This is a genomic window from Sphingobium rhizovicinum (genome assembly GCF_042647625.1).
Lineage (GTDB): Bacteria > Pseudomonadota > Alphaproteobacteria > Sphingomonadales > Sphingomonadaceae > Sphingobium > Sphingobium rhizovicinum.
Genome location: NZ_JBHRVU010000004.1, coordinates 50,001 through 69,474, shown reverse-complemented (window position 1 = coordinate 69,474; position 19,474 = coordinate 50,001). Strand labels below are relative to the sequence as shown.

The 19,474-nt window shown below is 64.4% G+C and carries 21 protein-coding genes (1 of these 21 running past the window's edge); 11 read left to right on the top strand and 10 right to left on the bottom strand.

What is annotated here, in order from left to right:
* Positions 1–114: 114 nt before the first annotated feature.
* From rhaT to rhmD, 5 genes are all read right to left on the bottom strand, one after another.
* A complete protein-coding gene (gene rhaT, locus ACFOKF_RS01675; RefSeq protein ID WP_380792540.1) occupies positions 115–1,179 on the bottom strand; it encodes an L-rhamnose/proton symporter RhaT in 1,065 nt (354 codons plus the stop codon).
* The gene (locus ACFOKF_RS01670; protein WP_380792538.1) at positions 1,176–2,078 is read right to left on the bottom strand and encodes an amidohydrolase family protein; all 903 of its coding nucleotides are present in this window, start codon (positions 2,076–2,078) and stop codon (positions 1,176–1,178) included. Before ACFOKF_RS01670 ends, rhaT begins: the two co-directional genes overlap by 4 nt.
* A 186-nt stretch (positions 2,079–2,264) precedes the next feature.
* Positions 2,265–3,017, bottom strand: a complete 753-nt coding sequence (locus ACFOKF_RS01665; protein ID WP_380792536.1) for an SDR family NAD(P)-dependent oxidoreductase — start codon at positions 3,015–3,017, stop codon at positions 2,265–2,267.
* Positions 3,014–3,871, bottom strand: coding sequence for a fumarylacetoacetate hydrolase family protein (locus ACFOKF_RS01660; protein WP_380792534.1), 858 nt, complete (start codon positions 3,869–3,871; stop codon positions 3,014–3,016). Before ACFOKF_RS01660 ends, ACFOKF_RS01665 begins: the two co-directional genes overlap by 4 nt.
* A gap of 21 nt (positions 3,872–3,892) precedes the next feature.
* Positions 3,893–5,077: an L-rhamnonate dehydratase gene (rhmD, locus tag ACFOKF_RS01655; protein ID WP_380797609.1), complete on the bottom strand. Its 1,185-nt coding sequence runs from the start codon at positions 5,075–5,077 to the stop codon at positions 3,893–3,895.
* A 190-nt stretch (positions 5,078–5,267) separates the two neighbouring features.
* Here rhmD and ACFOKF_RS01650 point away from each other — a divergent pair, with 190 nt between their 5' ends.
* The 11 genes from ACFOKF_RS01650 (at position 5,268) to ACFOKF_RS01600 (ending at position 15,668) form a co-directional block, all read left to right on the top strand.
* Entirely contained in the window at positions 5,268–6,095 is an 828-nt protein-coding gene (locus ACFOKF_RS01650; protein WP_380792532.1) for an IclR family transcriptional regulator, read from the top strand.
* Positions 6,096–6,114: 19 nt separating this feature from the next.
* The gene (locus ACFOKF_RS01645; RefSeq protein ID WP_380792529.1) at positions 6,115–6,879 is read left to right on the top strand and encodes an SDR family NAD(P)-dependent oxidoreductase; all 765 of its coding nucleotides are present in this window, start codon (positions 6,115–6,117) and stop codon (positions 6,877–6,879) included.
* A gap of 123 nt (positions 6,880–7,002) precedes the next feature.
* Positions 7,003–7,809 (top strand): rhamnogalacturonan acetylesterase, encoded by an 807-nt coding sequence (locus tag ACFOKF_RS01640; RefSeq protein WP_380792526.1) that lies wholly within the window; start codon positions 7,003–7,005, stop codon positions 7,807–7,809.
* Positions 7,800–8,792, top strand: a complete 993-nt coding sequence (locus tag ACFOKF_RS01635; RefSeq protein ID WP_380792523.1) for an alpha/beta hydrolase — start codon at positions 7,800–7,802, stop codon at positions 8,790–8,792. The genes ACFOKF_RS01640 and ACFOKF_RS01635 overlap by 10 nt, the downstream gene beginning before the upstream one ends.
* On the top strand, positions 8,789–9,544 hold the full coding sequence (locus ACFOKF_RS01630) for a (Fe-S)-binding protein (protein WP_380792520.1): 756 nt from the start codon (positions 8,789–8,791) through the stop codon (positions 9,542–9,544). The genes ACFOKF_RS01635 and ACFOKF_RS01630 overlap by 4 nt, the downstream gene beginning before the upstream one ends.
* Positions 9,541–10,935, top strand: coding sequence for a lactate utilization protein B (locus ACFOKF_RS01625; RefSeq protein ID WP_380792517.1), 1,395 nt, complete (start codon positions 9,541–9,543; stop codon positions 10,933–10,935). Before ACFOKF_RS01630 ends, ACFOKF_RS01625 begins: the two co-directional genes overlap by 4 nt.
* The gene (locus tag ACFOKF_RS01620) at positions 10,932–11,543 is read left to right on the top strand and encodes a LutC/YkgG family protein (protein WP_380792514.1); all 612 of its coding nucleotides are present in this window, start codon (positions 10,932–10,934) and stop codon (positions 11,541–11,543) included. The genes ACFOKF_RS01625 and ACFOKF_RS01620 overlap by 4 nt, the downstream gene beginning before the upstream one ends.
* A 99-nt stretch (positions 11,544–11,642) precedes the next feature.
* Positions 11,643–12,482 (top strand): 5-dehydro-4-deoxy-D-glucuronate isomerase, encoded by an 840-nt coding sequence (gene kduI / locus ACFOKF_RS01615; protein WP_380792511.1) that lies wholly within the window; start codon positions 11,643–11,645, stop codon positions 12,480–12,482.
* A gap of 90 nt (positions 12,483–12,572) precedes the next feature.
* Positions 12,573–13,328, top strand: coding sequence for a 2-dehydro-3-deoxy-D-gluconate 5-dehydrogenase KduD (kduD, locus tag ACFOKF_RS01610; RefSeq protein ID WP_380792508.1), 756 nt, complete (start codon positions 12,573–12,575; stop codon positions 13,326–13,328).
* A gap of 193 nt (positions 13,329–13,521) precedes the next feature.
* Positions 13,522–14,727 carry a glycosyl hydrolase 53 family protein gene (locus tag ACFOKF_RS01605; protein WP_380792505.1) on the top strand — a complete coding sequence of 402 codons (1,206 nt, stop codon included), beginning with the start codon at positions 13,522–13,524 and terminating at the stop codon, positions 14,725–14,727.
* On the top strand, positions 14,724–15,668 hold the full coding sequence (locus ACFOKF_RS01600; protein WP_380792502.1) for a glycoside hydrolase family 43 protein: 945 nt from the start codon (positions 14,724–14,726) through the stop codon (positions 15,666–15,668). The genes ACFOKF_RS01605 and ACFOKF_RS01600 overlap by 4 nt, the downstream gene beginning before the upstream one ends.
* Positions 15,669–15,727: 59 nt before the next feature.
* Here ACFOKF_RS01600 and ACFOKF_RS01595 read toward each other — a convergent pair whose 3' ends face one another.
* The 5 genes from ACFOKF_RS01595 to ruvA all read right to left on the bottom strand — a co-directional run.
* Positions 15,728–17,518: an AMP-dependent synthetase/ligase gene (locus ACFOKF_RS01595; protein WP_380792499.1), complete on the bottom strand. Its 1,791-nt coding sequence runs from the start codon at positions 17,516–17,518 to the stop codon at positions 15,728–15,730.
* Between the two features lie 105 nt (positions 17,519–17,623).
* On the bottom strand, positions 17,624–18,643 hold the full coding sequence (ruvB, locus tag ACFOKF_RS01590; RefSeq protein WP_380792496.1) for a Holliday junction branch migration DNA helicase RuvB: 1,020 nt from the start codon (positions 18,641–18,643) through the stop codon (positions 17,624–17,626).
* Entirely contained in the window at positions 18,640–18,942 is a 303-nt protein-coding gene (locus ACFOKF_RS01585; protein ID WP_380792493.1) for a type II toxin-antitoxin system RelE/ParE family toxin, read from the bottom strand. The genes ruvB and ACFOKF_RS01585 overlap by 4 nt, the downstream gene beginning before the upstream one ends.
* A complete protein-coding gene (locus ACFOKF_RS01580) occupies positions 18,935–19,183 on the bottom strand; it encodes a type II toxin-antitoxin system ParD family antitoxin (protein ID WP_380792490.1) in 249 nt (82 codons plus the stop codon). Before ACFOKF_RS01580 ends, ACFOKF_RS01585 begins: the two co-directional genes overlap by 8 nt.
* A gap of 39 nt (positions 19,184–19,222) precedes the next feature.
* Positions 19,223–19,474 carry the final stretch of a Holliday junction branch migration protein RuvA gene (ruvA, locus tag ACFOKF_RS01575; protein WP_380792487.1) on the bottom strand. Its footprint extends 357 nt past the window's final position, so the window shows 252 of its 609 coding nt (coding positions 358–609); its start codon lies off the right edge, out of view; its stop codon occupies positions 19,223–19,225.

The following is a 19,474-nucleotide window of genomic DNA, read 5'->3' as shown; positions in this document are numbered from 1 at the left end:
TTTTCAAAGCAGATGGCATCTGCTGCTGACTCGGAAAATGCGGAAAAAAAAGGAGAAATAGAGCATTATCCGATCCAAATTGATCGGATAATGCTCTAGACCCGCGCCAGACGATCACACCGCCAGCCGGTTGCCATAGCCGATGATGATGGTGGCGAAGACCAGCAGGCCGACGCCCGTCCACACCATGCGGCGGACGGCGGGGGCGGCATCCTTCCACTCGCGGAAGGCAAAGCCCCAGAGGGTGCCGAAGATGATGATCGAGGCCATGTGGAGCGTCCAGCTGGAAAAGCCAAAGCGGCCCATCTGGCTTTCCCCCATCGTGTAGAAGAAGAACTGGAAATACCAGGCGGTGCCGGCGAGCGCGCAGAGCAGGAAGTTGGGCAGCAGCTTCGGACGCTGGCCCGATGCGTCGGGGGCGCCCAGCCACTGGCCGGCCGATTTGTTCTTCACGATCAGCCAGCCGCACCAGAGCGCGTTGGTGACAAGGCCGCCGAACATGACGAGGCACAAGGCGGGCAGGCCGACCCAGAGCGGGCCAGTGCCAGCCGCGCGGCTGAGTTCATTGACCGGCTGTCCCGCCGCCAGACCAAAGGCGAAGCAACTGGACATGATGCCGGAGAAGATGGCGACGGCGATGCCCTTCTTGAAATCAAACTCGGCGACGGCGGCGGCCTTTTGCGCGGGGCTGAGCGCTTCATCCTTGCGCGCGCCGGCGCGGGCGACGACGATGATGCCAAGCAGCGTGACGGCAAGGCCGAGCAGGACGATCCGGCCATGGGTCGTGCCGGCGATCTCCGTCATGAAGGTGCCGTCGAAGATCGGCGGGATCAGCGTACCGAAGACGGTGCAGAGGCCCAGCACCACCGCCATGCCGAGCGACAGGCCGAGATAGCGCATGGTGAGGCCATAGGTCAGGCCGCCAAAACCCCAGAGGACGCCGAAGAAGACGCACCAGCCAACCACCGAGGACGGCGCCTGGCGCATCACGCCCATCAGGTCTTGAGTCTGGACCGACGCGAAGAACCAGGGCGCGACCACCCAGGAGAAGATGCCGCCGGTGATCCAGAAAATCTCCCAGTTCCAGCGTTTGACGCCCCGGAAGGGGACATAGAAACTGGCCGAGGCAAGGCCACCCAGCCAGTGGAACAGCACGCCGAGCAGAGGATTGGCGATCATAGGGCAAGTCCCAGACGATAGAGGCGGTTGGCATTGCCGGCGAAGAGGGCGCGGCGATCAGCTTCGGGGAAATCCGCGACGATGGCGTGATAGGCTTCCATATAGCGGTCGATGGGGCCGAACAGCTTGTCGGTCGGCGTGTCGCTGGCGAAGGCGCAGCGCTCCACGCCGAACAGGTCGATCGCCTCGCGGACCAGCGGTTCGATCGTCTCGCGGGTCCAGTCGCGGCGGATGAAGCCCATGCCTGACAGCTTGACCGCGACATGGGGCAGGGCGGCGAGCGCCTTCATGCCCCGGCGCCAGTCATCAAGGCCGTCGGGATCGGTCAGCACCGGCATGCCCATATGGTTGATGATCACCAGGATGTCGGGATGGCGGGCGATCAGCGCGGCGAGGCCCGGCATCTGGCCAGGATAGCATTGCAGGTCGAAGGACAGGCCGTGCTTGGCGAGCAGGGCGTAGCCGGCCTGCCATTGCGGATCGACGGTCAGGTCGGCGGGCGTGTAGGTGCGCTTCGGGTCGGGATGCCAGTTGACGATATGGCGGATGCCCTTGACGCGGGGATGGGCCGCCTGTGCGGCGAGCAGGGCGTCGACGTCCGGATCATTGAGCGCGGCGAAGGCGACGAAGCCGGTGGGCAGGCCCTCAATCCGGGCGAGGCCATCGAGCCACTGGGTTTCGCGCAGGGCGCTGTCCGCCGCAGCGCCGGCGTCGACATGGACCGCGCCCACGACATTCCAGCGGGCAAGGTCGGCGCGATAGTGGGCGACGCCATAATCATGGGCGATCGGCTCAACACTGCCGTTCGGCCCGTCATCCGAAAAGGGCGGGCTGAGCCAGTCGTAGCGGATATGCTTGAGATCCCATAAATGGATATGGGCATCGACAAAGGGGATCATGGCTATCCACTCCTGTAAAATGGTTCAGCCCCCTTCCGTTCCGGCTGAGCGAAGTCGAAGCCCCTTGCCTGAGCGCAGTGAAGGCTTCGACTTCGCTCAGCCTGCCCTTCGACAGGCTCAGGGCGAACGGAGAGAGAAGGAAGGCGCTCCGGCTCTTTTGGCCGGTCGCGCCGCGCAACTTTGACTTTAGAAGGTGGTGCGGCCGCCCGACGTGTCGAAGGTCGACGCGGTGGTGAAGCTGCATTCCTCGCTGGCCATGAAGCAGACCATGGCGGCCGATTCCTCGACCAGACCGAGCCGGCCCATCGGGATTTTCGAACGCATATAATCGACCTGGCTCTGGGGAAGCTGGGCCAGGATCGGGCTTTCGAAGGTGGCGGGGGTCAGCGCGTTGGCGATGACGCCCTTGCCGGCCAGTTCCTTGCCAAGCGACTTGGTGAAGCCTATCACGCCCGCCTTGCTGGCCGAATAGGCGCTGGCGTTGGGGTTGCCTTCCTTGCCTGCGACCGAGGCCAGGTTGACGATCCGGCCATAGCTGTTCTGGAGCATGAACGGCACCACTGCACGGTTGCAGTAGAAAAGGCCGTTCAAGTTGATGTCGATCACCCGCTGCCAGCTGTCGACGGGATAGTCCCAGACGGTAGCCGTTGCGCCGGTGATGCCGGCCGAACAGACCAGCACGTCGATGCGGGTGCCCAGAACATGGAAGCTTTCCGCCGCGGCCCTTTCGACCGCCGCCTGATCCGAAATGTCGAGGGCGATGGTGTGGGTTGCCGCGACTTCCACCTTCGCGGCCGCAAGCGCTTCCGCGTTCAGATCCCACAACACCACGTCACCGCCTTCGGCGACGATGCGTTTGGCGACCAGACGGCCAAGCCCGGACGCGCCGCCGGTGATGACCGCCGTCTGGCCTTCAAATCGTCCCGACCAGACGCTCATCCCAGCACCTCATCGCCAAGGTGACGCCATTCGGAGACATTCTGCGTCTGGACGCCCAGCTTTTCGATGCCCAGTTCCATGACGTCGCCGGCCTTGAGATAGATGGCATTAGGCTTCTTGCCCTCACCCACGCCCGGCGGGGTGCCGGTGATCATCAGGTCACCCGGATAGAGGGTGATATATTCGCTGACATAGGAGATGAGCTGGGCGACGTTGAAGATCATCGTCTTCGTGTTGCCGGTCTGCATCCGCTCGCCATTGACGTTCAGATACATATCGAGATTCTGCGGATCGCCCACTTCGTCCGCCGTCACCAGCCAGGGGCCGACCGGGCAGAAGGTGTCATGGCCCTTGCCCTTGGACCACTGGGTGCCGCGCTGCTTCTGGTTGAAGCGTTCGGACACGTCGTTGACGAGGACATAGCCCGCGACCTTCGACAGGGCGTCTTCTTCGCTGACGAAGCGGCAGGTTTCGCCGATGACGACGCCCAGTTCGACTTCCCAGTCGCCATGGGTGCTGTTCTTCGGCAGCACGACTTCGTCATTGGGGCCGTTCAGCGAGGACAGCGCTTTCATGAACATCATCGGTTCGGTCGGGATCGGCAGGTTCGATTCGATCGCATGATCCTCATAATTGAGGCCGATGGCGACGATCTTGCCGATGCCCTTGACCGGCACGCCATAGCGCGGTTCGCCCTCCACGACGGGGAGCGATGCGATGTCGGCGGCCTTGGCGGCGGCGAGGCTTTCGACGGTCAGATCGGACACGACGCCCGACAGGTCGCGGATATTGCCGTCACTGTCGATGACGCCGGGCTTTTCCTGGCCACGCTGGCCGAAACGAACGAATTTCATGGGGTCAGTCTCTCTGTCAGATCAGTGGGTATAGGGGCGGTGCATGGTGATGTCGGGGTTGAGGTCGACGCCGAAGCCCGGCTTGTCGAGCGCGGTCACTTTCAGGCGGCCATTTTCCGGCACCGGCTCGCCCAGCAACTGCGGGTGGAACATCGGCACCACCTCCGTCGGTCCGGGGTGCATCATCAGGAACTCGGCGAAGGGCGAGTTGTGGCGGGTGATGACGAAATGATAGCTGTAGACCGACGAGCCATGCGGCACGACCATCTTGCCATGGGCGTCAGCGAGCGCGCTGATCTTCAGCAATTCGGTCACGCCGCCGCACCAGCCGACATCGGGCTGGATGATGTCGCAGCAGTCCATTTCCATCAGCATGCGGAAGCCCCAGCGGGTCGCTTCATGCTCGCCGGTGGTGACCAGCATGCCCCTGGGCACGTTGCGCTTGAGCGCGGCATAGCCCCAATAATCGTCGGGGCTGATCGCTTCCTCGATCCATTTGAGGCCGAGGTCATGCGCCGCGATGGCAAGGCGGGTGGCATAGTCGACGTCGAGCGCCATCCAGCAGTCCCACATCAGCCAGAAATCATCGCCGACCTTTGACCGCATGTCGGCCAGTTCGGCGATGTTCTTCTTCAGGCCCTCGACACCCTCGGCCGGGCCGTGGTGCAGCGCCATCTTGCCGCCGATGAAGCCAAATTCCTTCGCCTTGTCCGGCCGTGCGCCAGTGGCGTAGAATTGCAGTTCGTCACGCACGGCGCCGCCGAGCAGATGATAGACCGGCTCCTGCCGCAGCTTGCCGAGCAAGTCCCAGAGCGCGAGGTCGACGCCGGAAATGGCGTTGATGACCAGCCCCTTGCGCCCATAATATTGGGTCGAGAAGTACATCTGGTCCCAGATTTTCTCATAGTCGGTCGGCGAGCGGCCTTCGAGGAAGCGGGCGAGATGCTTTTCCACGATATAGGCGGCCGGTTCGCCGCCGGTCGTCACCGCGAAACCGACGGTGCCGTCCTCCGCCTCGATCTCCACGACCAAAGTGCCCAGCACATTGATGCCGAAGCTCTGCCGCGACTGGCGATATTCGGGATATTTGGACATGGGCGTGGCGATATGATCGTCGATCCAGTGGCCTTCGCCCTGGTCATGATAGTCGGCGCCCCCGCCGCGCACGGTGAAGGCGCGGACATGCTTGATCTTCGGCAACGTCACGATCGGCACGCGAAAACTCCCCGGATCATGGCAGTCGTCCAAAATATGGGACGATCTGACCAAAACTTCCAACATATGGCCAAAATGGGCATAAAGCCGGGCGATGGGGAGATTGGACCGATCCGAAGAATCATATCCGGCCTCTCCTTGACCCTTGTTTTTCTCATTTTGTGGGATAGAGTATTAGAAGATGATACAGAATGCGTCAAACCCGGAATCGGGAGAGCGAGAGGAAAAGTCGAAAGTGCAGGGATCGCAGACCCTGCAACGCGGACTGGACCTGCTCGATCAGGTCATCGACGGGCCGATCAAGCTCGCCGACCTGTCGACACGCATGGGGCTGACGCGGTCGACCACGCATCGTCTGGCCAATGCGCTGGTGGAGCGCGGTTTCCTGATCTTCCTGCCGCGCGAAGGCTATCAATTGGGGCCAAAGCTGTTGCAGCTGGGATTTCTGGCGCAGAGTCAGGCGGATCTGGTGCAGATTGCGCGGCCGCATCTGGAGGCGCTGGCCGCCAGCAGCGAGGATGTGGTGCATCTGGGGCGGTTGGATGGCGATCAGGCGCTGTATCTGGACAAAATACCCGGCCGCCGCCGTGTGGAAATATCCAGCCGCATCGGCGACCGGCACCCGCTGACCTCCACGGGGCTGGGCAAGGCGCTCATGCTGGACGATCCCGAAGCCAAATGGACGCGCCTGCTGGACGCGGAGCGCGAAGCGGGCACGCATGATGCCGACGCCGCCGCATGGCTGGAGCGGATGCGCGGCTATGTGGCCGAGGGCCGATCCTTCGATCTGGAGGAGAATGAGGATCAGATACGCTGCGTCGCCGCCCCCGTGCGCGATGCGTCCGGCACGATCGTCGCCGCCATCAGCCTGTCGAGCGCGGCGCAATATATGGACGACGAGCGCATGGCCGCCCTGAGCGGCGAGGTGCGCGACACCGCACAAAAGATCAGCGCGGACCTGGGCTGGACCCCGGCCGTCAAACCATCCCGCCGCTCCGCGCGGCGATAGTGTAAGGAATATCAACCCCATGAAGCTGCTTGAAGGCAAGACCGTCCTCGTCACCGGCGCATCCACCGGCATCGGCCGCGCCGCCGCCATCGGCGCGGCGCAGCATGGCGCCGATGTCGCGATCAACTATGCCCATAGCGACGGCCCGGCCCTTAGCTGCGTGGCGGAGATCGAGGCGCTGGGCCAGCGGGCGATCGCGGTGAAGGGTGACGTCGCCGACCCGCAGACCGCGCAGGATTTGGTGGGCAAGGCGGTCGAGGCGTTCGGCAAGGTGGATGTGATGGTCAGCAATGCGGGTATCTGCCCGTTCCACGCCTTCCTCGACATGCCGGTCGACGTGGTGGAGCGGACGTTCAAGGTGAACCTGCATGGCGCCTATTTCATGGTGCAGGCGGCCGCGCAGCAGATGGTTCGCCAAGGCCATGGCGGGTCGATCGTCGCGGTATCCTCCATCTCGGCGCTGGTCGGCGGGGAATATCAGACCCATTACACCCCGACCAAGGCGGGGGTGCATTCGCTGATGCAGTCCACGGCGATCGCACTGGGCAAGCATGGCATTCGCTGCAACAGCGTGCTGCCCGGCACCATCCTGACCGAGATCAACAAGGATGATCTGGCCGATGTCGAGAAACGCCAATATATGGAGGCGCGCACGCCGCTCGGCCGGCTGGGGCAGCCGGAGGATCTGGCCGGGCCGATCGTGTTCCTGGCGTCCGACATGGCGGCCTATGTCACCGGCGCCGCACTGCTGGTGGACGGCGGCATGTATGTGAATTTGCAGTAGGCATAAGGGCATTCCCTCCCATTCAGGCTGATCTTGCCGAAGCCCTCCCTTTTCCAGGGAAGAACGGCCCTTCGACAGGTTCAGGGCGAACGGGTTGAATATGTCGAGCATGGGACATCGCCGATGAAGGTCGTCGCCAAAGCCATCGTTGCACTTGCCCTGCTGGCCGGGCCGTTGCCTGCCCATGCCACGCGGCCGGGCGACACGATCCTGATCGCCAGCGATTCCACCGCTGCCAGCTATGCGCCGGACCGCTATCCGCAGACCGGATGGGGGCAGATGCTGGCTTGCGGGTTGCAGGCGGACGTGCGGGTGATCAATCATGCGATGGGTGGGCGATCGACCCGCAGCTTTCTGGCGGAAGGGCGATGGGACAGGTTGCTGGCCGATATGATGCCGGGCGACACGGTGCTGATCCAGTTCGGCCATAATGATCAGGCGCGGGGCAAGCCCGAACGCTGGGCGCCGGCGCAGACCGACTATCGCAACAACCTGATGCGCTTCATCTGGGATGTGCGGACGGCGGGCGGGGTTCCGGTGCTGGTGACGCCGGTCGCGCGGCGCAACTTCGGCGCCGATGGCAAGGCTGTCGCCGACTATCCGGCATGGTCGGGCGTGATGCGCGATCTGGCGGCGACCCTGCATGTGCCGCTGATCGACCTGGAGGCGCGGTCGCGGGCCTGGCTCGACCGGGCGGGGCCGGACGCGTCGAAGGCGCTCTACCTCCATTATCGGGCGCAGGACGGGATCGCCGCCTTCCCCAAGGGGATAGACGATGACACCCATTTCAGCGAAACGGGCGCGCGGCAGGTGGCGAATCTGGTGGCGCAGGGCCTGTCGACGGTGGACCTGCCGATTTCGCGCAAAGTGCTGGCGCAGCGGCCGGACCTGACCCGCAATACGCCATTGGGAAAGACGACATGCCGATGATCGATCGCCGCAGCCTGATCGCCGGAACGGTGGCGAGCGCCGCCATGGCTGGCCCTGTTCTGGGGCAGACGGTGAGCAGCGCCCCCTTCCCCCTGCCCGCCGGGTTCGAGCGCTTCCCGATCTGGCCGGGCAAGGCGCCGGGCGGCGAGCATGTGACCGTGCAGGAGGTGGAGACGCTGCGCCGCGCGGACAGTGGGCCGGACGATGGCGTCTTCGCCCATGTGGTGACGCCGACGCTGACGCTGTTGCGCCCGGCATCGGTGGGGGCGAGGCCCAATGGCGCAGCGATGCTGCTGATCCCCGGCGGCGGCTATAGCCGGGTCGCCATCGGCCATGAGGGCTATAGTGTCGCCCGGCGGCTGGCGGCGGCGGGCTATGCCTGTTTTTCGCTGCTCTATCGCCTGCCCGGCGATGGCTGGGCAGCGGGCGCAGAAGCGCCGTTGCAGGATGCGCAGCGGGCGTTGCGGCTGGTCCGTGCCCTCGCCCCGCGCGAACATTATGATGCGAGCCGGGTGGGTGTGATGGGCTTTTCGGCGGGTGGGCATCTGGCCGCATGGCTGACCAGCCGCGCGCCGGTGGAAGCCTATCAACCGATCGATGCGGCCGACCGGGAGCCGATCAAAGCAGCGGTCGCGGCCTATCTTTATCCGGTGATCCAGATGGAGGGGCCGTTTGTCCATGCCGGATCGCGCACCCAGTTGCTGGGGCCAAATCCCACGGCGGAGCGGATGCGTGCTTATTCGCTGGATCAGGATGTGAGCGCGGAAACGCCGCCGGTCTTTCTGGCCCATGCGATCGACGATCTCGCAGTGCCGGTCGACAATAGTCTGGCGATGCTGGCCGCGCTGCGCGCGCGCCGGATCCCGGCCGAATGCCATCTGTTCGAAAATGGCGGTCATGGTTTCGGGCTGGTGGCGCCGCCCGCCGCGCCCGCGCCCTGGCCTGACCTGTTCCTCCAATTTGCGAAACGCCATATAGCATGACCAAGACTGTCGCCCTGTTCGTTACCTGCCTGGTCGATATGATGCGGCCGCGCATCGGCTTCGCCGCGATCCGCGCATTGGAGGCGGCGGGGTGCGAGGTGGTCGTACCGGAGGGCCAGACCTGTTGCGGCCAGCCTGCGCTCAACAGCGGCGACCGGGACCATGCGATGATGCTGGCGAAGCAGACGATCGTAGCGCTGGAACCCTATGAAGCGGTGGTCGTGCCGTCGGGATCGTGCGCGGGGACGATCCGTTGCCATTATCCAGAGATTTTCGAGGATAACCCGGCATGGCTGGCCCGCGCGCAGGCGGTGGCGGGCAAGACGTTCGAGATCATGGCCTATCTGGACGAAATATGCGGCTGGCGGCCCGAAGATGTCAGTATGGATGCCAAGGCGACCTATCATGACAGTTGTTCGGGCCTGCGCGAACTGGGCATCAAGGCGCAGCCGCGCCGGTTGCTGAAGGCGATTGACGGGCTGACCTTTGCATCATTGCAGGGGGAAGAGACGTGCTGCGGCTTTGGCGGCACCTTCTGCGTCAAATATCCCGCCATCTCCAACGCGATCGTCGGCGAGAAGGCGGATGCGATCGACGCGACCGGCGCGGACCTGTTGCTGGCGGGCGATCTGGGATGCCTGATGAACATGGCGGGCAAGCTCAATCGCAAGGGCAGCAAGGTGCGCGCCTATCATGCGATCGAACTGATCGCCGGCATGGGCGACGGCCCGGCGATCGGGGAAGAGGCATGAGCGGCTTCAAAGAACGGGCCGACACGGCGCTGGCTGATCGCATATTGAAGGTGGCGGTCGAGCGGACGGCGGGAACGGCGGAAGCCAAGCGGGCAGTCGCAGTCGACGCCTTCCCGGATTTCGAGGCTGCGCGGGATCGGGCGGCGGCGATCAAGGATCATGTCGTCGCGCATCTCGGCCATTATCTGGAGGAGTTTGAGGCGAACGCGATTGCCGCCGGGGCGCAAGTGCATTGGGCCAGTACCGCCGACGAAGCCTGCCGGATCGTGATCGACATCTGCAAGGCGGCAGGCGCGAAGAGCGTGGCGCGGTCCAAATCGATGCTGGGCGAGGAGATCGGCCTGCCCCATGCGCTGGCCGAAGCCGGGATCGGCCGGGTCGAGACGGATCTGGCCGAACATATCATCCAGCTGGCCGACGAGCGGCCGTCGCACATCATCTGGCCCGCCATGCACAAGACGCGCGAGCAGGTGTCGGCGCTGTTCAGGGCGAAGCATCGCAGCCCGCATGAGGAAGAAACGATCGCCGCCATGGCGGAAAGCGCGCGGCGGGAATTGCGCACGCAGATGCTGGGCGCGGACGTCGGCATATCGGGCGCCAATTTCCTGATCGCCGACACCGGCGCGGTCTGCACCGTGACCAATGAAGGCAATGCCGAATTGTCGCTGGTGCCGCCGCGCGTCCATATCGTGACGGCGGGGATCGAGAAGATCGTGCCGAGCATGCCGCACGCCATCCATATGTTGCGGATGCTGGCGCGATCCGCCACCGGCGCGGCGCTGACCCAATATACGACCTTCTATACCGGGCCGAAGCGGGCGGGCGACCGGGACGGGCCGGAAGAGATGCACATCGTGCTGGTCGACAATGGCCGCACGAAGATGCGCGAGGAAGGGCTGGCCGAGATGCTGCGCTGCATCCGCTGCGGCGCCTGCATGAATCACTGCGTGGTGTTTCGCCAGATTGGCGGCCATGCCTATGGCGGCACCTATCCGGGGCCGATGGGGTCGGTGCTGACGCCCGCTTTCGACGGGCTGAAGCAGAGCCGCGATCTGGCCCATGCCTGCACGCTCAATGGCAAATGTCAGGAGGTTTGCCCGGTGCGGATTCCGCTGCCGACCCTGCTGAGAGGCTGGCGCGAGAAGAGCTGGCGCGAAGGGCTGGAGCCGAAGACGATGCGGTTCGGGCTGGGGCTATGGGCCTGGGTTGCGCGCCGGCCCGCTCTCTATCGACTGGGCACCGGCATGGCGGTGCGTGCGATGCGGTTGCTGGGACGCAAGGGCTGGATCGACAAGCTGCCGCTGGCAGGCGGATGGACCCGTTATCGCGACATGCCCAAACCTGCGCCGCAGACCTTCATGGAGCAATATAGGAAGGAGCGCCGCCCATGAGCGCCCGCGATACGATCTTCGCCCGATTGAAGGGGGATGCGCCCAGCAAGACGGAAGCCGACGCCCTGCTGATCGCGCCGGAACGGCCGAGAGTGGACGAGGCGGCGCTGGAGGCGGAGTTTCTGGCCCGCCTTGCCCTGCCCAGCGTCAATGCCAGCCATGACGTCATTGCCGACATGACGGACCTGCCCGCCGCCATCGCCCGCTATCTGGACGAACAGGGCGAAGCGCGCACCCTGTGCCTGCCGCCCGACCCGCGTCTGGCGATCTGCGACTGGAGCGGCTTCACCCTGCATGCGTCCGCAGCGCCCGACGAAAGCGCCGCCATCGCCATTGCGCGCAAGGGGATAGCCGAAACCGGATCGCTGGTGTTCGAAACATCGCCCGAAGCGCCGATGCTCCCCAATTTCCTGGCGCTGCATCATATCGTGTTGCTGCGCGTGGGCGACATCATGCCCTATCTGGAGGATGCCCCCCTGCCCGGCATGCAGCCGCGCGCCCATTACTGGATCACCGGCGTGTCGGGCACGACCGATATTGAAGGCACCTATGTCCGCGGTGCCCATGGTCCGCGCTTCCTGCATGTCCTGTTGCTGCGGCAACATTGACCGCATTTAGGAACATTAGTCCACATTACGGCAAAATAGGCTTACATTCGATCCGCGCTCCGGTATAAGCTGCGGCAAAAGCGGCTACGGAGACGCCTGATGTTCGAGAAGACCTATTATGCGACGCATCCCGATATGATGGAGTGCGTGTCGAACGAGGAGTTGCGGGATCGCTATCTGATCGGGGGCCTGTTCCGCGACGGCGAGTGCGTGCTGAACTATACCCATGCCGAGCGGTTCGTGATCGGCGGCGTGGCGGTGGTGGACGCGCCGGTGGCGCTGCCCGCGCAGACCGAGCCGGCTTCGGCGGCGGGCCATCCCTTTCTGGAGCGGCGCGAACTGGCGGTCGTCAATGTATCGGGCGTGGAAGGCACGGTCACGGTCGATGGCGAAGTCTTCACGCTTGGGAACAAGGATTGCCTCTATGTGACGATGGGGGCGAAGGAGGTGCTGTTCGCCGGGGCCGGTGCGCGCTTCTATCTGGCCTCCTGCCCGGCGCATAAGGGATTCCAGACCCGCAAGCTGGGGATTGCCGACGCCAACGCGCTGGAGCGGGGTTCGCTGGAAGAGTCGAACGAGCGCACCATTTATCAGCTGGTGATCCCCGGCGTGTGCGACAGCGCGCAACTGGTGATGGGCCTGACGGTGCTGAAGCCCGGTTCGGTGTGGAACACCATGCCCCCGCATATCCACGAACGGCGCAGCGAGATTTATTTCTATTTCGAGCTGGATGGCCCGGCCGACCGCGTCTTCCACTATATGGGTGAGGGCGAGGCGATGCGGCATATCATCATGGCCAATGAGGAAGCCGTGATCTCTCCGCCATGGTCGGTGCATATGGGGTCGGGCACCAAGGCCTATGCCTTCATCTGGGCGATGGCGGGCGAGAATCAGGATTATACCGACATGAATGTGCTGGACATCTGCCAACTGGCTTGATGTCGGACGGGGAAGAGGCTGCCCATGCCCCCTCCCCTCACATGCCCTCCCCTGACCCCTCCCTGAAGGGAGGGGGACATGGAGTTTCATATGACCAATATCTTCGATCTGACCGGCAAGGTGGCGATCGTCACTGGGGCCAATACGGGCATCGGGCAGGCGATCGCGCTGTCGCTGGCTCAGGCTGGCGCCGACATTGCAGCGGTGGGCCGTACCCCGGCGCAGGAGACTGTCGAGAAGGTGCGGGCGCTGGGCCGCAAGGCTGAGATCGTTTCAGCCGACCTCAGTAGCATCGAGCCGGTGCAGCGGGTTGTAGACGAGACGATCGCCAAGCTGGGCGGTCTCGACATATTGATCAACAATGCCGGGATCATCCGCCGGGCCGACAGCGTGGACTTCAGCGAGGCGGACTGGGATGCGGTGATCGACACCAATTTGAAATCCACCTTCTTCCTGGCGCAGGCGGCGGGCCGGCATATGCTGGCCCAGGGTAGTGGCAAGATCGTCAATATCGCATCCTTGCTATCCTTTCAGGGAGGGATTCGCGTGCCGAGCTATACCGCGTCGAAGAGCGGGGTAGCGGGGCTGACCAAGCTGCTGGCGAATGAATGGGCGGCCAAAGGCGTGAACGTCAACGCGATCGCGCCGGGCTATATCGCGACCAACAACACCGCTGCGCTGCAAGCCGACGAAACGCGCAACCGCCAGATACAGGAGCGCATCCCGGCCGGGCGCTGGGGCGAGGCCAGCGACATTGGCGGGGCGGCGGTGTTCCTGTCTTCCCCGGCTGCACATTACATCCATGGCCATGTTCTGGCGGTCGATGGCGGATGGCTCGCGCGGTGAGATGAATACACTGCGCTCCTGCTTTCGCAGGAGCACCGATATTCGAGAGGAGGACATAGAGCATAATCCGTTCTTACTGAATCGGATCATGCTTTATTTCTCTTTTGTTTTCCGCATTTTCCGAGCCAGCAGATGATGCCATCTGCTTCGAAAATGCTCTAGCCTCCCGCAACACATCAACAGGAGAGGTTGCATGCCTGACAGACGCACCTTGCTTCGATCGACCGGGCTGGCGGCCCTTGGGCTGGCGCTGCCGGCCGGGGCGGCCACCCATAAGGGCGCGCGGCCCGGCCCCTATCTGATCGGCGCGGACATCAGCTGGGTGCCGGAGGATGAGGCGGCGGGCGCGCGCTATTTCGTGAAGGGCGAGCCCAGGGATCCGATCCTGCTGCTGCGCGAGGCAGGCTTCAACGCCATCCGCCTGCGCATCTTCGTCGATCCGGCCAGGGGCTATTCCCGCCAGGAACCCGACAAGGCCTGGGCAGGCCTTGACCAGACGATCCGACTGGGGCGGCGCATTCGGGAGGCGGGCCTCTATCTGGTGCTGAGCTTCCACTATAGCGACATATGGGCCGACCCGGAGCATCAGGGCGTGCCCGCCGCCTGGGCCGGTTACGACCTGCCCCGACTGGCAAAGGCGGTGGAGGCCCACACCCATGACACGCTGGTCGCGATGCGCGCGGGCGGCGCGCCGGTCGACATGGCGGTGATCGGCAATGAAACCAGCTTCGGCATGCTCTGGCCTTATGGCCGGGTGAAGCTTTCCACCCCGACCGGCAATCCCGTCACCGACGCCAATCATGCAAAGGTCGGCGCGGTGGGCGGCTTTGACGGCTTCGCCAGCCTGCTGCGCGCCGGCATTGCGGGCGCGCGCCGCGCTGAACCGGCCATCGTCATCCAGTTGCACAATCATCTGGGCCGGCACTGGCCGATCGTGCGGGAGTGGACCGATGCGCTGATTGCGCGCAAGGTCGATTTCGACGTGATCGGCTTTTCCTGCTATCAGCAGCGCGCGCAGGGCGACTGGGAGACATGCTTCAACGAATTTGTGAAGCGCTATCCCGACAAGGGGCTGCTGGTCGCCGAATATTCCAGCCGCAAACGCTATATCAACGATCTGGTCCATGCCCTGCCCGGCAAACATGGGTGGGGGACATTCATCTGGGAGCCGTTCCGCCATCAGGAGGCGATCTTTGATCTTGACGGCAAGAATGCGGGCGGCGGCCCCAAGCCCGACCTGATTTCCCAGGGCCTCAACAGCGCCGAAGCGCCCGGCGGCCTTGCCGCCGAGCAGAGCGCGCCCAGGCCCGAACCGACCGGCCCGATGGGCCATGGCGGCGACTATGTCGCCAATCCCCTGCTCGATCTCTATGGCCAGATGGCGAAGGATTATCCGTGAGGCGCCGTGATTTCAGTCTGGGGCTGGGCGCGATCGCCCTTGCCGCCTGCGCCACCGGCCGCCCCGCACGACGGGATGATCCGTTCCTCTTCGCCTATTTCACCACCGGCAGGAAGGGGGAGGCCGACGGCCTGAAACTGGCCGTCAGCGACGATGGCTTCGCCTTCCGACCGCTGGCTGGTGGGCGCAGCCTGCTGGTCCCGGACGTCGGCGAAAAGAAGCTGCTGCGCGATCCCTTCCTCTTCCATGACGGCCGGACCTACCATCTGCTCTGGACCACGGCGTGGGAAGGCGTGACCATCGGCCATGCGACCAGCCGCGACCTGATCCACTGGTCCGCGCAGAGGGCGATTCCGGTGATGCAGGGCGTAGCGGGCACGCGCAATTGCTGGGCCCCCGAAGCGATCCGCGATCCCCGAACGGGTCATTATGAGATTTTCTGGTCCAGCACCGTCACCGGCCGCTTCACCGGGACGGCAGGCACATCGGAATCCGCCTATAATCATCGTCTCTGGCGATGCAGCACCGCCGATTTCGAGACATTCTCGACGCCCGAGCCGCTTTATGATCCCGGTTTCAGCGTGATCGACGGCACCTTCGCCCATGGACCCGACAGGCAACTCTACCTGATCGTCAAGGACGAGACGGTCGAACCGCCGCGCAAATGGCTCCAGGTCGCGAAGGCCGACAGCGCCACTGGCCCGTTCGGCCCCTTGTCCCGTCCCTTCTCTCCCGCCTGGGTGGAAGGGCCGATGACCGCGCAGGTCGGCGACGCGCTGATCTGCTATTATGACGTCTATAAGGAAGGACGCTGGGGCGCGGCGATGACCCGCGACATGGCGACATGGGAAGATGTCAGCGCGCGGCTATCCATGCCGCCGGGCGCGCGCCACGGCTCCATCCTGCAGGTGCCGCGCGCGCTGGTGCAGGCAATTGCCTGAAGTCGGATGGAATCGGCTGACGGGAGAATGCGGAACAACAAAAGGACCACAGGCCCGCTTCACCCCTTGTACAGCGCGTCCAGCCTTTCGGCGTAGCGTTTACGCAGGACATGGCGGCGAATCTTCATCGACGGCGTCATTTCCTCATTCTCGATTCCGAACGGCTCGTCCGCCAGGATGAAGCGGCGGACCCGTTCGATCACCGACAGATCGTCATTCACCCGGTCGACCGCCGCGCGCAGCGCCGCCTGATATGCGGGATTTGTGTCCACGCTGTCCAGCGCCACGCCCTGCCCGATCGCCCAGTCGCGGGTCCATTCGGCGTCCGGCACGATCAGGCCGACCAGATGGGGGCGCCGGTCGCCATAGACCATCGCCTGCCCGATTTCGGGCTGAAGCGTCAGCATCCCCTCCACCTTCTGCGGGGAGACATTGTCGCCCTTGTCATTGACGATCAGGTCTTTCTTGCGATCGGTGATGCGGATGCGGCCCTTGGCATCGATCTCGCCAATGTCGCCGGTGTGGAGCCAGCCATCCCTGAGCACCTTCTCGGTTTCCACCGGGTTGCGCCAATAGCCATGCATGACCAGTTCGCCGCGCACCAATATCTCGCCATCCTCGGCGATCTTCACCTCCACCCCGTCGAGAGGCGGGCCGACCGTGTCCATGGCGATGCCCGCGCGCGGCCGGTTGCAACTGATCACCGGCCCCGCTTCGGTCTGGCCATAGCCCTGCAACAAGGTGAGGCCCATGGCGTGGAAGAACAGGCCAACGTCCGGGTTGAGCGGTGCGCCGCCCGACACCAATGCCTTCATCCGCCCGCCAAAGCGCGCGCGAATCTTGGGAACCAGCGTGCGGGCCAGCAGCGTCTTCATCGGCAGGTCCAGGATCGATCCCCTGCCCGCCTGTTCCCTGGCCGCGATGCGCAGCGCCTGCGCCAGCAAATAGGTCGGGAATTTGCCCTGCTTTTCGATCGACTTGATGATGCGGGTGCGCAGCACTTCGAACAGGCGGGGGACGACGACCATGATGGTCGGCCGCGCTTCCTCGATATTGGAGGCGAGCTTTTCCAGCCCTTCCGCATAATAGATTTGCCCGGCCAGCAGCATCGGCAGGAACTGGCCGCCGCTATGCTCATAGGCATGGGATAGCGGCAGGAAGGACAGGAACACCTCGTCCCCCCAACCGAAATCCTCGGCCACGACCTTGGCCGCGCCCTCCACATTGGCCAGGATCGCGCCATGATGCTGCATCACCCCGCGCGGCGCGCCGCCGGTGCCGCTGGTGTAGATGATGCACGCCTGATCGTTGCGCGCCGCGCTCTGGCCGGCGGCGACGGCGTCCACGGCCGCCGCCGGGTCGCTGGCATGGGCGGCGATCAGGTCGCTCCACACATGGCAGACGCATGTGCCCTGCGCGCCGCGCAGCGGCTCCATGCCGATGACGAAGCTGGCCTGCGACCGGACTACGGCGGGCATCAGCGCCTGCGCCAGCTTGGCGGTCGACACGATCACGGCGCGCGCGCCGCTGTCGGTCAATATATGCTGGTGATCGCGCGTGGTGTTGGTGGTGTAGGTCGGCACGGTGACGCATCCCGCCGCCATGATGGCAAGGTCCGCGATGCAGAATTCCGGGCGATTTTCGCTGACCAGCATCACCGGATCGCCGGGCTTCAACCCCTGCGCCTTCAGCGCGGCGGCGAGCGCGGCGACCTGACGCGCGACCTCGGCCCAGCTTTGCGATTGCCACTGGCCGCCGCTCTTGCGCCACAGGAAGGGCGCGTCGCCCTTCTCCTGCGCGCGCACGAAGAACATGGTGACGAGGTTGGGAAATGTCTCGATGGCCCTCAAGGCTCGACTCCTGCGAATTTTCAGCGCGTCTGACGCGCGCCTGTTGCGTGGGCAAGGCTATAATCAAGCCTTGCCGTAACGACCATGACTTTCGGTTGGTTGCGTTTAATCGAAAAGACCGTCTTGCGATCCAGCCGGCGGATTGAGGCCCAGATGCTTCCAACCCGGCCCGTTGAGGCAGCGGCCCCGCGCGGTGCGGGCGATGAGGCCCAGTTGAATGAGATAGGGTTCGACCACTTCCTCGATCGTGTCGCGCGCCTCGGAAAGGCCCGCCGCCAGCGTCTCCACGCCGACCGGACCGCCGCGATAGATGTCGGCAATCATCATCAGATAGCGCCGGTCCATCAGGTCCAGGCCCAACTGGTCGACCTCCAGCCGGCGGAGCGATGCGTCGGCGACCTTGGCATCGACGGTCGGCGCACCCGCCACATTGGCGAAGTCGCGCACCCGGCGCAGCAACCGCCCGGCGATGCGTGGCGTTCCCCGCGACCGGCGGGCGATCTCGATCGCGCCGTCCGGGGTAATGGGCAGGTCCAGCAGCCGCGCGGCGCGACGCACCACCAGTTCCAGTTCCTCGACCGTGTAGAATTGCAGCCGCACCGGAATGCCGAAGCGATCGCGCAGCGGCGTGGTGAGCAGGCCCTGCCGCGTCGTCGCGCCAACCAGCGTGAAGCGCGGCAGATCGATCCGCACCGATCGCGCCGACGGCCCCTCCCCGATCATCAGGTCGAGCGCGCGATCCTCCATCGCAGGATAGAGAACTTCCTCGACCGCCGGATTGAGGCGATGGATTTCGTCCACGAACAGCACGTCGCCTTCATCCAGATTGGTGAGCAACGCAGCCAGATCGCCCGACTTGGCAATGACCGGACCGGATGTTGCACGGAAGCCCACGCCCATTTCCTTGGCCACGATCTGCGCCAGCGTGGTCTTCCCCAGCCCCGGCGGGCCAAAGAACAGCACATGGTCCAGCGCATCGCCGCGCGACTTGGCCGCCTGAATGAAGATGCGCAGATTTTCCCGCGCGGCCTGCTGCCCGACGAACTCGTCCAGCGATTTGGGCCGCAGCGCCGCGTCGACATCTTCCGGCCGGCGCGACGGGGTGAGGAGACGGTCGTCCGTCATGGGCGATGCCTCATGGCGGCGGCGGCATCCATCGCGGCATGAAGAACGCGCACGATCAAAATCTCTCTTTCTCCGACATGATAGAAAATCCGGTGCGGCCGATGAGAAAACACGCGGATGCTATCTCCATAATCAGGCCGAGCTTCACCGATTGCCGGATGCGTACGCAATAAGGCGAAAATCCGGTTGAAACCCTGCATGTGCCGCCGAACTGCTGCCAGGCCAAACGCTTCCAGCCCTCTGTCCTGAATGTCATCGAGATCCTGTCGTGCGGCGACCGAAAGCCTGATCCTAGGCATCAGGCAGACGCGCCATGATCTCTCGCAGGACATCTTCAGGTTCTGCGTCGATCACGCCGGAGGCAAACCCTTCGGCCAGCCGTTCGCGAACCCATTGCCGTTCGGCCTCATCGGCCTCTTGATCTCGACGGATCAGGTCACGAACATAGTCTGCCGCATCCGCGTAGCGCCCTTCCGCCAGTCGGCTATCGACCCATTGTTCAAGTGCTGGCGGCATGGAGATGTTCAGATTTGCCATCATCCGATCATAAGCCTTTCGCAATGCTAATCCAATATTCCTTCACTTCGCTGCCTTCCGCAGCGCGAGGCGCACCAGCGCGTCGAGGCTGGCGCCGTCGCCCAGTTCCTCTTCGGCCGCAGCGACGGCGCTGCTGGCTTCGGCGGGCTTGAAGCCCAGATTCTGGAGCGCGGACAGCGCGTCCGCCGCGAAGCTGCCGGTCGGCATCACCGCCGCGCCGCCCATGCCGATCGGGCCGCCGGTCGCAACCGCGCCGATCTTGTCCTTCAGTTCATTGACGATGCGCTGGGCGAG

Coding starts and splice junctions, on each gene's coding strand:
- rhaT (WP_380792540.1), bottom strand. CDS start 1,179: ATGATCGCCAATCCTCTGCTCGGCGTGCTGTTCCACTGGCTGGGTGGC.
- ACFOKF_RS01670 (WP_380792538.1), bottom strand. CDS start 2,078: ATGATCCCCTTTGTCGATGCCCATATCCATTTATGGGATCTCAAGCAT.
- ACFOKF_RS01665 (WP_380792536.1), bottom strand. CDS start 3,017: ATGAGCGTCTGGTCGGGACGATTTGAAGGCCAGACGGCGGTCATCACC.
- ACFOKF_RS01660 (WP_380792534.1), bottom strand. CDS start 3,871: ATGAAATTCGTTCGTTTCGGCCAGCGTGGCCAGGAAAAGCCCGGCGTC.
- ACFOKF_RS01650 (WP_380792532.1), top strand. CDS start 5,268: ATGATACAGAATGCGTCAAACCCGGAATCGGGAGAGCGAGAGGAAAAG.
- ACFOKF_RS01645 (WP_380792529.1), top strand. CDS start 6,115: ATGAAGCTGCTTGAAGGCAAGACCGTCCTCGTCACCGGCGCATCCACC.
- ACFOKF_RS01640 (WP_380792526.1), top strand. CDS start 7,003: ATGAAGGTCGTCGCCAAAGCCATCGTTGCACTTGCCCTGCTGGCCGGG.
- ACFOKF_RS01635 (WP_380792523.1), top strand. CDS start 7,800: ATGCCGATGATCGATCGCCGCAGCCTGATCGCCGGAACGGTGGCGAGC.
- ACFOKF_RS01630 (WP_380792520.1), top strand. CDS start 8,789: ATGACCAAGACTGTCGCCCTGTTCGTTACCTGCCTGGTCGATATGATG.
- ACFOKF_RS01625 (WP_380792517.1), top strand. CDS start 9,541: ATGAGCGGCTTCAAAGAACGGGCCGACACGGCGCTGGCTGATCGCATA.
- ACFOKF_RS01620 (WP_380792514.1), top strand. CDS start 10,932: ATGAGCGCCCGCGATACGATCTTCGCCCGATTGAAGGGGGATGCGCCC.
- kduI (WP_380792511.1), top strand. CDS start 11,643: ATGTTCGAGAAGACCTATTATGCGACGCATCCCGATATGATGGAGTGC.
- kduD (WP_380792508.1), top strand. CDS start 12,573: ATGACCAATATCTTCGATCTGACCGGCAAGGTGGCGATCGTCACTGGG.
- ACFOKF_RS01605 (WP_380792505.1), top strand. CDS start 13,522: ATGCCTGACAGACGCACCTTGCTTCGATCGACCGGGCTGGCGGCCCTT.
- ruvB (WP_380792496.1), bottom strand. CDS start 18,643: ATGACGGACGACCGTCTCCTCACCCCGTCGCGCCGGCCGGAAGATGTC.
- ACFOKF_RS01585 (WP_380792493.1), bottom strand. CDS start 18,942: ATGCCTAGGATCAGGCTTTCGGTCGCCGCACGACAGGATCTCGATGAC.
- ACFOKF_RS01580 (WP_380792490.1), bottom strand. CDS start 19,183: ATGATGGCAAATCTGAACATCTCCATGCCGCCAGCACTTGAACAATGG.